This is a genomic window from Mogibacterium timidum ATCC 33093 (assembly GCF_000525775.1).
Lineage (GTDB): Bacteria > Bacillota > Clostridia > Peptostreptococcales > Anaerovoracaceae > Mogibacterium > Mogibacterium timidum.
The window spans coordinates 1-11,820 of sequence record NZ_JALU01000026.1; the positions used below are offsets into that span (position 1 = coordinate 1).

13 protein-coding genes are annotated in these 11,820 nt (G+C 38.1%); 6 read left to right on the forward strand and 7 right to left on the reverse strand.

The window, feature by feature from the left end; translation table 11 throughout:
* Positions 1-1,123 (forward strand): IS5 family transposase (locus tag HMPREF0581_RS06960; RefSeq protein ID WP_036381767.1); only part of this gene is annotated, 1,123 nt, incomplete at its 5' end.
* Positions 1,124-1,185: 62 nt separating this feature from the next.
* Complete coding sequence (locus HMPREF0581_RS06965; RefSeq protein WP_009643720.1) at positions 1,186-1,794, forward strand: DUF559 domain-containing protein; 609 nt, start codon at positions 1,186-1,188, stop codon at positions 1,792-1,794.
* A 208-nt stretch (positions 1,795-2,002) separates the two neighbouring features.
* Here the strand turns inward: HMPREF0581_RS06965 and HMPREF0581_RS06970 are convergent, their stop codons facing one another.
* The 7 genes from HMPREF0581_RS06970 to HMPREF0581_RS07000 all read right to left on the reverse strand — a co-directional run bounded on the left by HMPREF0581_RS06970 (position 2,003) and on the right by HMPREF0581_RS07000 (position 7,693).
* Positions 2,003-3,193, reverse strand: a complete 1,191-nt coding sequence (locus tag HMPREF0581_RS06970; protein WP_036381771.1) for a site-specific integrase — start codon at positions 3,191-3,193, stop codon at positions 2,003-2,005.
* A gap of 75 nt (positions 3,194-3,268) precedes the next feature.
* Complete coding sequence (locus HMPREF0581_RS06975; protein WP_036381774.1) at positions 3,269-3,472, reverse strand: excisionase; 204 nt, start codon at positions 3,470-3,472, stop codon at positions 3,269-3,271.
* 428 nt (positions 3,473-3,900) lie between these two features.
* On the reverse strand, positions 3,901-4,152 hold the full coding sequence (locus tag HMPREF0581_RS06980; protein WP_036381777.1) for a helix-turn-helix domain-containing protein: 252 nt from the start codon (positions 4,150-4,152) through the stop codon (positions 3,901-3,903).
* Positions 4,133-4,576 carry an RNA polymerase sigma factor gene (locus tag HMPREF0581_RS06985; RefSeq protein ID WP_009644575.1) on the reverse strand — a complete coding sequence of 148 codons (444 nt, stop codon included), beginning with the start codon at positions 4,574-4,576 and terminating at the stop codon, positions 4,133-4,135. The genes HMPREF0581_RS06980 and HMPREF0581_RS06985 overlap by 20 nt, the downstream gene beginning before the upstream one ends.
* Positions 4,577-4,985: 409 nt before the next feature.
* Entirely contained in the window at positions 4,986-5,990 is a 1,005-nt protein-coding gene (locus HMPREF0581_RS06990) for an SAM-dependent methyltransferase (protein WP_009644557.1), read from the reverse strand.
* Between the two features lie 75 nt (positions 5,991-6,065).
* The gene (locus HMPREF0581_RS06995) at positions 6,066-6,932 is read right to left on the reverse strand and encodes a 4Fe-4S dicluster domain-containing protein (RefSeq protein ID WP_036381780.1); all 867 of its coding nucleotides are present in this window, start codon (positions 6,930-6,932) and stop codon (positions 6,066-6,068) included.
* Entirely contained in the window at positions 6,929-7,693 is a 765-nt protein-coding gene (locus tag HMPREF0581_RS07000) for a nitroreductase family protein (RefSeq protein ID WP_009644587.1), read from the reverse strand. The genes HMPREF0581_RS06995 and HMPREF0581_RS07000 overlap by 4 nt, the downstream gene beginning before the upstream one ends.
* A 346-nt stretch (positions 7,694-8,039) precedes the next feature.
* Here HMPREF0581_RS07000 and HMPREF0581_RS07005 point away from each other — a divergent pair, with 346 nt between their 5' ends.
* The 4 genes from HMPREF0581_RS07005 (at position 8,040) to HMPREF0581_RS07020 (ending at position 11,496) form a co-directional block, all read left to right on the forward strand.
* Positions 8,040-8,852 (forward strand): helix-turn-helix domain-containing protein, encoded by an 813-nt coding sequence (locus HMPREF0581_RS07005; RefSeq protein WP_242835204.1) that lies wholly within the window; start codon positions 8,040-8,042, stop codon positions 8,850-8,852.
* A gap of 380 nt (positions 8,853-9,232) precedes the next feature.
* A complete protein-coding gene (locus tag HMPREF0581_RS07010) occupies positions 9,233-9,508 on the forward strand; it encodes a plasmid mobilization protein (RefSeq protein ID WP_009644485.1) in 276 nt (91 codons plus the stop codon).
* Positions 9,509-9,546: 38 nt separating this feature from the next.
* Positions 9,547-11,115, forward strand: a complete 1,569-nt coding sequence (locus HMPREF0581_RS07015; protein ID WP_036381783.1) for a hypothetical protein — start codon at positions 9,547-9,549, stop codon at positions 11,113-11,115.
* A 15-nt stretch (positions 11,116-11,130) separates the two neighbouring features.
* On the forward strand, positions 11,131-11,496 hold the full coding sequence (locus tag HMPREF0581_RS07020) for a hypothetical protein (RefSeq protein ID WP_009644500.1): 366 nt from the start codon (positions 11,131-11,133) through the stop codon (positions 11,494-11,496).
* Positions 11,497-11,820: the final 324 nt, after the last annotated feature.

Below are 11,820 nucleotides of genomic sequence, written 5' to 3' on the forward strand. Positions count from 1 at the left end.
ATTTGTTCCATCACTACTGGTCGAGTTCCGTAAAAGGTTGACGCCCGAAATCCTTGGAGACATCAATGACATGATCCTTGAGTACAATACTGCGGATGATGACAATGATCCAAACGGGTCACCTTCAGAGGGATGTACTGAAGAGACTTCATCAGATAGCAATTCCGGTACAATGATCATTGACGCCACATGTGCACCACAGAACATTGAGTTCCCACAGGACATAAACCTGCTGAACCAGACTAGGGAAAATCTTGAGTACATGATTGATGAGATATGCTTTTCGTACAACCTAAAGAAACCAAGAATGTACAGAGAAGTGGCAAGAGGTGACTATCTCGCTCCAGCCAAGTGCAAAAGGCGCACCGGCAAAAGGATCAGAAAGGTGAGCAAGAAGCAGCTGCAATATATCCGCAGGGATCTCAGGTATATCGATGAACTCCTTGCTCAGGGCATAGAACTCAAGCCAAAACAGCTTGAGCGACTCATAGTTGTTCGCAAAGTCTATGAGCAGCAGGAGTACATGTACTGCAATAACACTCATAAGGTACCGGACAGGATAGTAAGCATCAGCCAGCCTTACGTCAGACCAATCGTGAGAGGAAAAGCCAAAGAACCGACGGAGTTTGGAGCAAAGCTCGATCTCAGCATAGACAACGGCTTTGCAAGGATAGAAAAGCTATCCTTCGAAACATACAACGAGAGTGAAGTGCTCATCGGTGCCATAGAGCAATACTTCAAACGAAATGGTTATTACCCGAAGCGAGTCTTGGCAGATAAGATCTACAGGACTCGTGACAATACGGCTTATTTCAAGCTACATGGCATACGTCTTTCCGGGCCTGCACTTGTCAGACCGAAGAAAGATCCGAAGGCTGACAAGAAGATTGAGTACGAGGATGCTGTGGATCGCATTGAAGTAGAAAGAGCCTTCAGTCTTGCCAAAAGAAGATTCGGGCTCGGACTGCTTACGACGAGGCTTGAATCCACAACGGAGAGTTCTATCGTACTGTCTATTATCGCTATGAATGTTGATCGCTTCACCGGGCTTTTCTTTGTGCGAGTTTTGCTATCAATATTTCAAGGTACGTACGTTGGCCTCATTTTAGATCTAACTTTCTAACAATGACTTGTTGTGCATACACTAATTAAATTTTTGATAAAAATTACAGAGGAGATATACAAATGCCAACATATAGTAATAAGTGGGGATTTTTAAGGGAATCGCAAGAGGCTGCATTAAAAGCTGGAATTGACAAGAGAACTGGTCTATGTAGAACAGGGTTGGATGAATATCTAAAAGTTATATTCCCTAGCACTAGTGATTGGGTGCATGATGAAACTACTGGTATAGTAGAAAAATCTGGTAAACGGAGTTTGAAACGTCCAGATTGGCGAAGTGCAACCTTAAAGTTGATAATAGAGTTTGATGGTGTTGACCATTACAAGACTCCTCATCAAATAATTAGTGATTCAGAAAGAGTGGAATTTTACGAGAAGAACGGTTATAAAGTGGTTAGAATACCATATTTTATACAACTAACAAATGATGCAGTCGAAAAAATGTTTGGAGTTTCAGTAGAGGAGAAACTCTTTGATGAGACTATCCCTGCATTGGGCGAAGATAGGGCTTCTCCAGCATGTTTGTGTCCAATGGGAATTCAAAGAATGGCACGAGAATTTCATGAATTTCCAACCCAGTATAAAATAAACATCAAGCATCTTGAGAGTTATAATAATGAAGATTTGACAGGCTGTAAGTTATTAAAAAAAGAGTATGATAAGATTAAGTGAACTGAAGAAAATAAATAAAATATGATTTCAGGAAAACTCTAATACGATTTTTAACTATCTTCTCAAAACTTCTTATATGCCGATATAGCCTGTCTTTACAGGCATTGCCGGCATTTTATCTATCGGGAGATACTCACATATTTTCTTAAATCCGCTTGTGTTTTCGCTTTGAAAGGTAGTAAAGAAGTAGTAAAATCTCTCTTTTCCTTTAAGCCGCCAGTCTGAAAAATTCCGCCTGTGCGCTGTCAAAGGTGGCGTGTGCGTAATAGTTCAGGGTCATGGTAATGTTGGCGTGTCCCATAAGATACTGTAAGGCTTTCGGATTCATTCCCGCATTTGCCATGTTGGTGCAGAACGTGTGTCGCAGGGTATGGGGCGTTGTTACCGCCGGCAAAGCTTCCTCATGATTTTTGTTATACTTTTCTACAAGTCTGCGAAACATAGCATCATAGTTGATACAAGCCTGTGGTGTTCTGTTCCTTGTGAGAAAAAGAAAGCCTGTGTAGCCGTCAACCTCGAAACTACTTTTTCTTCGGCTTTGCACAACTCTCTGCAAGGCCTCAAGAACTCGGTCGCTCATTGGAATTTTCCGAATGCCGTTTTCCGTTTTCGGAGTTTCAATGCGGTACGATTTTTTACCGGAGTATTGAAGCTGATGATCCACATTGATTGTACGATTCTCAAAATCAATATCGCTCTCCGTCAATCCGCAAAACTCTGAAATACGAAGTCCTGTTCCAAGCAGAATGATAAGCTCGTCATAATACTTATGATAGACCTTATCGCTTTTCACAAAGGAAAGTAAACTTTCTTCTTGTGCAGGCGAAAGAGGAACCTTCGGCTCGGTGTCATCCTCAATAACTGTGTTGATATGAAAGTCAAAGGGATTTTTCCTGATACAGTCATCCTGAATGGCAGAATAAAAAGCTGCCTTTAGAGAACGCTTATGGTTGCTGATAGTTTTGAAAGAATAGCCTTTTTCTTTCATTCGTAAAGCCCATTCCTTTGCATCAGACATTTTTACATTCTCAATGCTGCAGGCTCCGATCGTATCTTCCTCAAGTATTCTCATAAGCTGCTTTCGACCTTGCTTTGTACCATGTCTTACATTTGCATGATTTCGTATGTGTTTTTCGTAAAGCTGGCATACGGTCATTTTCTTTCCCACAGGGTCAATCCCGTCATCAAGGTCTTTTTGTATCTCCTTGACTTTTTCACGCAGGGATTTATCCTCACGCTTGCCTTTCGGTGTCTTATCCGTAGGAACTAATTTCCACGCGTACACAAACTGCGGCTTTCCAAAAGTATCTGTATATTTGTAAGCATATCTCCCGTCTTTTCTCTGGCTCTCACCTGACCGCAAAACTCGGTTTTTGCTGTCCCGTCTTTTTTCTGACATTTTATGCTCCTTTCCAAGACGGAAAGAGCCTTGATATGCTATATCTATTATACCATCGTCAAGGCTCGATCTCCATTAGATTGTGTCAACCGTATCGATCATTTTTTCAAACAGCTTGCGCTTGATCTGAATACGGTTGCCGTTTAATATCACCCAATTTGCGTTAGGGTTTTCTTCCGCCAACTTTCGCAGCTTATTTTCTCCGATGCGAAAATACTTTGCTGCTTCTTCTATGGTAAGGGTATATTTCTCCCAGATAGGCACATCAATTTGATTCATCTCATCGCCCCCTTTCTCAAAATAGGTATCGTAAAAGTTCTGATATTTATATTTTTAAGAAAGGCACTACCGGACGGCTGTAAGCTTTAGCCTCACGGGAATTTCACCCCTGCATGGATCTCATCCAGCCCTACCCATTGCCTGCGACGCTTTTAACGCTCGGACTGTGGCTGTAAGGGAGTATCATTATGTATTTTGTGCCGTCATGGCTTGCAAGGTGCTACGCTTGCTTTACGGCAAAATGTTTCTCGCTCGGCTTCCGGTTAGGAAAGTGTCATGGCGTATTCTCCGCACAGCTAAGGCACAAAAGGAAAGTGTCCGGTTTGCCCTATGATACGCCGCCGTTATCTTGCGGGTATATTTGTCAAAGAACAGGTGTAAGAAAATCTGTCTTATCTGCGGAAAGGGGAACGCAGATCGTTACAGTCTTAAACCTTGAACATCAGGACAGCCTGCATCAGCTTTGAACGAAGGCGATCTCGTATATCCTCGTCTATGCCGTAATAGGTGTTTCCCCGTTCATCACGGAGTTTTCTCATAGAAAGGTGTGCGATATAGCCTGCGTAATGCTGGCAGACAATATTCATTGCCTGCGGCTCTCCCTTGGTTGCGGCTATGATTACCGGATAAGGCAACAAGCCGCGTTCATCGTCGGTTGTTTTACCAGTCTGGGTAGTCATAAGCGTGTTCCTCCAAATAGCGTTTTAGCAGCTCAAATGAGCTGGTTCTCCGATACTGCACCGTGCTTCTTGGAATCTGATAAAGCGCTGCTATTTCCGCATCGCTCATATCAAAGAAGTAGTAGAGTAGAACGGCTCTTCTTTTTTCTTCCGGCAAGCTGTGGATTGCGTCAGCGATAAGATTTGCACTCAATTCCTTTCCGCCTGCGAAAAAGGTTTGTTCTTCTTTATCTTCTGCAAAGAAATCTTCACAGGTATAAAGCTGGTTTTCCTCTTTCGGGGTCAGGTCGGAAAAACTAATTTCGTGTGCCTGCCGCTTCCTAATATCCTTATGGGCATTGATACTTTCATTCTTCAATGTCCGCTTGCAGAATCCGTTAAATGCACAGCGTATTTGCCATTCGGTTCTTTCAGGTTCATTCATGGTATTCACCTCCTTTCGCAGCCGCGAAAGCGGGTAGAATTTCCCCTTTCGTAAACCCTCAACAACGGAGAGTTGAAAACTGCCAAAGAAAAGCGAATATTTTTAGAAAAAAGTTTTTGCAGGCACAAAAAATCCCGACTGCACAGGGCAGCCGGGATTGGACATGAAAAGATATGGATATGATTTAAGTGGTCATCCGTAAAGACACGGAAACCCGGAAATAGAGTATATCCCTTTTAACAAGATTTTAAGATAACGAAGAATGAACACGACGATACCTCCTTTGATACCGCCGCTTTTCGTAAGCTATGACCTAATTTGAACTTCCGCTTTTTCATTCATAAAATGAAACCGGCGGCTTGCTCTTGCTTCTTAAAAAACTCTTCATAAAAATCACAAATTCAATCTTTTATTCAATTCTCAAAATATTGATATCATGCATTCCGGTACTGAGAAGCACGCTGTGATTTTCTACAGAATGAAACCCTCCGGCTTTTGCTGCATCAGCAATCTGACCTTTTATTACACCCATAGGCATTCCTTGTAAATTAAATGCCATATAGCCTAAAATCATGTCCCATGGTCCGGAATAATCCGGTTCAATTCCTTCATTTAAGCATACAACTACACCACCGGGATTTAATGCTTTTTTTAACTTTGCAAAGAAATTTGCACCGCCTGCAATGGCGAATAACATAATGGATGAGCAGATGATTAGATCATATCCGCTGCCAATATCATCGTTTATAAAGTCTCCGGTTTTGACTGAAACGCTGTCTTGCATATCGGAAAGCGCCACACTTTCTTCGATAAGTGGCTGCATATCCGGTCTGTCAAAAAGAACGCCCGTACGATTGCTTACGTCCTGTATAACTGCAATTCCAAGACAACCTGCACCGCAGCCCAAATCCAATATTTTGTGAATAGATTTATACTCAGGAAGGAATCGAAGAATTTCTAACAGTTCATATTGACGTATCCCTGATTGAGCATCACGCATCGCATCGCCATAAGATGCAAAATCCATAGACTGCTGTGTCTGTTCCTGCGGTTTAGGACCTTCTTTCACTTGCTGTGCTACGTTTCCAAGGCTCATTCCTTGATTATTGCAGAAAAATGCTAACATACTTCCCATATATGCAGGCTTCCCCTTAACAAGATATTTTGAAGTTTCCGGCATATTACAAAATGTATCTCCTTTTCGCTCAAGATAACCAAGACTGTACAAACCTTTCAAAAGATTGAAGGTGTTGCCTTCATTCCAGTTCATTTTTTTAGATAGCTCTTTTGTGGTAATAGGCTTTTCTAAATTAGAAAAGACATCTAATTCGATGGCACCCTGTATCAGTTGCTGATAAGCGGTGAGATACGGTAGTGCTGTAAGTTGTTCATAAATATTTGCTTTGTTAATCATAGTAATTTATCCTTTCTTTAATTTATAATTGCTTATGGCATAATTTTTCCATTTTATGTTTAGTGAATATCAGTTTTATCGATAAATTTCAGATTGTGGGTTTTCAAGCTCTGCAAAACCATTCGAAAGTCTCTTTCGTGCAACTTCAATATATGGATGTATAACGGCTTTTACAGGACATTGATGATAACACTCGGCACATAAAATACAATGCTTAGGTTCACGAACCATTTGTATGGTGTTATCAATATATGCAAACATATTGACAGGACAAGCTGCAACACATCGTTTACAACCAATGCATTTTTCTGTATTGATTGTAACTTTCTTATATTTTCCATGAATTTTTTCTTGGCTGAAAATGCGAAACATAATGCGTTTCATAAACGGTGCATATGCAAATTTCTTTCTTACATTGACCACAGCTATCTTGTCATTTACAACCTTTTCTGTTATTTTTGCCGCTTCTGCAAGGATTTGATCCTCAACTTTTCCCGGCAGATTTGGATTGATCCGTTTTTTGAAAGTTGCTGTCAAAGTATGCTCCGCAGCAATCTTAATGCCCATAATCGGAATATATCCTCTGCCATTAAGCGCTTTACCCATTTCTTCCAGTGCAACACTGCTGTGCACTCCCCCATAGGTCACAAGTGGAATCGCAGGAATCTGTTTTTCCTTTTCCCGAGGAAGTGCCCGTATTGTCCTGAGCATATTTTGCTCACAATGTCCGGCATATACCGGAGCACAGGGAATTAACAAATGATGTTCTCCAAGATCATTAACCAGTGTTTTTGTAATTATGAAGTCCTGAATATACTTATCGTTTTTTGTGATATTGATCATATGACAGGAAATTCCATTATTTTCAAGCAAATGCATGAATTTTTGTGCCGCAATAAGTGTATGTCCTGATGGACTAAATACAATAAAAACGACTTTCATTGCTTATCACTTTCCTTCCGTTTATCATCAAAACAATAATGACTGCCGTTTCCATACTCCCAGCTTCCACCCCCTGCTCCTAATTCAAAATGTAATTTAGCAATTCCAAGATCAATCATCGCAGTTTCTGTCGGTACTGTAATGGAAGCAGTTACCTGTCCATCTTTATATTTGAATACAAAGGGGCGTAAATTTCTTGCAGTAGGGGCAAGATAAACGGCATCCATACCATGGTTAAACCACTCCGGCAAAGGCGCTTCTGTTTCTATTAAAGCTTCCTTAGCTTTACTCTGCCTGTTCATACCATATTCCATCATTCGTTCTTTAAGTGAATGTTTTTCATCTGAATATCCGATTGCTATCACACAGTCTAATGTGTCGTTCACTCTACACAATGTCGTCGCTGCTTTTTTGTCATAACTGGTTCCTACCCAACAACTAGATAATCCCATTGCGGTCGCTTCAAGAATTATTTTTTCACCATAACGACCCACTTTCTCCATACGGTCAGGAAGATCTTTGTTGCCAATCATAGCAATGTAGTTCTGAACACCTACAAATAAACCATAGCTTTTTCGGAATCCGTTAAAAAGTTCCGCTCCGCTTCCAATGACTAATTTTATATTAAGTCCGGATTCTTTGTTGAACAAAGCAATGATATCTTCAAGCTGTTTCACATACTTGGAATCAATAGGTTTATTTGTATACTTTCTGCGGGAGCATCTTTTTTTCATAGCGGAAAGATATTCTTCGATTTTCATTTTTACCTCCTCACGCAAAAATCTTGCAAACTTATTTTGCCTAATATATAATTAAGTTAGTCGAATCTAACCTATTTTTTATATTACTTATTCATATCTTTAGCGTCAATGAAAGATGACAATAATTAGCTATTAGCATAAACTATTTATCGAATGGAGAAAATATAACTTTATGAGCGGGCAATTAGAAAAAATGTACAAGGATATTTTTGCGGACAGAGGCGTTATTCCGTGTGAACCCGTGCCCGGGTTTAATCCGAACGGCAAATTTTATAAAATGAATCCTGAGCTTGGAAAGGGACACTGCTGGGTATATCAATGTAACCCATACGTGACTATCACCATTATGAATCAGATTCACTACGAAGATACCTGTTGCGCTTTTGAACAGCCGGAATATATTTGCGTCGGTTATTTTTACTCTGTTTCCGGCGAAATACTGACACCATACCGCCGTTTGACATCCGGAGCAATCCAGGCATATGTAGGGAAAAAGAGTGAATATCGTATGATACTTCACAAAAAAATTCCTATAGACAGTGTAAGCATTACCTTTATGCCGGAATACTATAAGAAATATTTAAGCGAACAATACCCGGACCTTTATGAAAATCCTTCAGAAGCATTCGCACAGATAGACGGCTATCCCGATTTTCCTGAACTGGTCACGGTTTTCAACCAAATTAAAAGCTATATGGGTGACGGTATATCTGCAAAGTTGTTTTATGAAAGCAAAGTGAATGAAGCGCTTTCCATAATTCTTGAAAAAGCAAAAAAACGGAATAAAGAACATATTAGACATAGATTTTTAATACCCGATGATGATTTGGATGCCGTTGTATCTGTGGCTAATTATATTAACGACCATTATGCCGCGGATATCAGGATCGATTTTCTTGCACAAATTGCATGCATGAGCCAAGCTAAGCTGAAATATATATTCAAGGATGTATATCGGATGAGCATTCAGCAATATATTGTTACACGTCGTATTACACATGCTGAACATCTCCTTAGAGATACAGTACTTCCGGTATCTCAAATTGCCGAAATGGTCGGTTATAAACATATAAGCAGTCTGTCTGATATGTTTAGACAGCATACAGGAATGAAGCCTACCGAATACAGGGAAAAAATGCAGATGATAATAAATAAGTGATTAGGTTATTTTATGATATGAGTAACCAATGATAATGGGTAGATATCGCCTAAACAAAAGAGATAAAAAGACGAAGAAACAGACATCTAATGTTTCAAATACTAATTGAACAGATCTTACAAAATAAACGTTGCTGTTATATAAATTGCAGCGTTTTTCTTTGCAATCTTTGGCAAAAAGTGAATTTCCGTTGTTGTAGAGATTAAGGGATAAGTGGAATAGCAAGCATAGGAAAGGGGTACCCTTTCCGTAAAAAATCTCTATTTTCCGCAGTTCCAGCGTTAGAGATTTTGCTTGTACCCTTGCAGGCTAAAGCCTGTTGGGGCAGACCCTTGGGAAGTGTCCCAAACCCTCTATGAAAATGGAAAGGAAATTCACCTATGAATAACAGAAAAAGAAATGTGCAGATTAAATTTCGTGTGACGGAAGAAGAACGCAGCTTGATTGAAGAAAAAATGAAACAGGTGCCTACAAGAAATATGGAAGCGTACCTTCGGAAAATGGCGATAGACGGATATATCATTCAGGTCGATCACAGCGATATAAAGAAAATGACGGAAGAGCTTCAAAAAATCGGAGTCAACATCAATCAGATAGCGAAACACAATTTAAACTATATACCTATTTCATACATATACTTAGTTTTTAAAATTTAGCATATAGCATGTTATAATTATCACGAAAGGATGTTTATATGGATAATCAAAATGCATTAACAAGTACCGCAATGTTGGCGGCAATATGGGAGCAAGAAAAAAAGGATAATTTAGAATTAATACTACCTTTTGTTATATATTCGATAGGGAAAAATTTTTCTGTAGGTAATCGTGTTGATATTACCTCTATTGCTACATACCTTTCTACTAATTTGGGATTTTATGATATGCCCCATTCTGTGCTACAGAAAGCATTTAGGAGACTATCAAAAAGAAATATTCTTGAACGCAAAAATCTAGGATTTTTTTTAAAAATAGATTTAAGCGAAAAATGTAGTACTATCGACTTACAGTTACAGCAGGCTCAAAAAAATACTGATGAAGTTATCAAAGCATTGACAGAATATTTAAATCAGCAAAAAGAACGCTTTTTAAAAAAAGATTTTAGCGAGAAAGAAATTAAAAATCACTTTATAGAATTTCTTGAAACTAAAGGATATTTTGTATATGAAAAGATTGAAAAACTTCAGGAAATTTCAGCTCGTGAAAATACAATATATTATCATATAGCACAATTTATTATTGCCGAATACCATAAAAAAACAGTTGTATTTTCTTATATTGAAAATATTGTTAAAGGATTATTGCTTTCTCGTGTAATATATGGATATGTAGATGTAACATATAATGAAAAATTTAAAGATGTATGTGTTTATGTTGATACAACACTTTTATTGTGCATATTTGCGTTCAAAAGCGATGAACAAAATACCGTTGCCTCCCAATTAGTTAAGATATTATTTAATAATAATATATCTATCAAATGTTTTAGGCATAATTATGACGAAGTTTATAAAATTATTGAAGCATATAAATATAACATCTTAAACTCATCAAACAGACACGGACAAACAATAGAATATTTTGATAAACTTAGATATTCAGCAAGTGATGTAGAACGGGTATTGCGTAATTTAGAAGACTATTTCAAAGAAAGATCTATAGAAATAGTTGATACTCCCACTCTAAGTAGTGATGGCTCTGGCACTATTGTTGAAAGTGATTTCCAAAAGGCTATAGGGGAAACTGAGCTAAAAGAACATCTATCTAAAAAAGTATTTTATAAAAATGATATGGCAATAAGTAATGATGTTGAATCTATATCTGCAATACATATACTACGTCAAGGCAAAACATTTAAAAAAATAGAAAAATGCAAGGCATTGTTTGTAACTACAAATCATAGCTTGGTTTATGCTACCCAAGAATTTATTAACAATACTTCTAGTTCAGTACCACTATTAATAAGTGATTTGGAGTTAACATCGCTTTTGTGGTTAAAAAATCCAAAAAGATTTTCTGATTTTCCAACATTAAAATTAATTGAAAGCGCACGCATATCATTAGAACCTACAGAACAAATTCGTACTGAATTCATTAAGAAAATTGAGCAATTTAAAAATGAGCCTACTGTAACCGAAGAACGTGCAGCAGCTTATAGGCAGTTAATATATACTGAAAAAGAGAAATTAATGGAACTTATAGACGCAAACCCTGAAAATATTTCAAATATACAACTTGCAGATTTAGAAGATATATCTCGATAGCATTATAGTTCGCAGTTGAACGATGAAAACAAAAAATTAAAACAGCAGCTAGAAGAAAGAGCGAGAAAAATACGAATAGAATCAAATGAAAAAGTAGAGCGTGTCAGGGAGATTACAGCAAAAATATTAAAAATTATCATTTGGATATTTTTTGCAATTGTGTTTATTGTGGGCATAATATCAATATATACTCAATGGAAAGAGAGTAATAATAACTACCGTTCATTTATTTTATTAGGATTTATTTTATTAGGAATTATAGATGCAATAGTTCCACGTTGTCGACGTGTTAACAAACTGATAATGATATTGGCTAATAAACGTAAAATGCAGGTTGCTAGAAAAGAACAAGAACGTATAAAAAAAATACTTGAAAACTGAGCATTAATTTTTCTGTGATAGAAAAGACTGAAAGGACATAGTCCCAGTTTTCCGGAAGTGAAAGCATTTGAGAAAGCAAGCCCTTTGCCTTTAAGGTCAGTTCCTTGTTTCGCAGGTGGTGATTGCTCATGACGGTATAGCCCTTGTTTTTCTCTACTCTGAAAACTGCCATGATCTCTGCTCCTTTCATTTTTATTTGTTACGCAGTTAAAGGGCGATTTTGAAAGAAAAGGTATATTCCCTTTGCTTTGTCAAAATCGCCCTCAAAAAGCCTTGTATTTCAAGCCTGTATATGCCTCTACTTCGTAACATGGGCATGAAAAA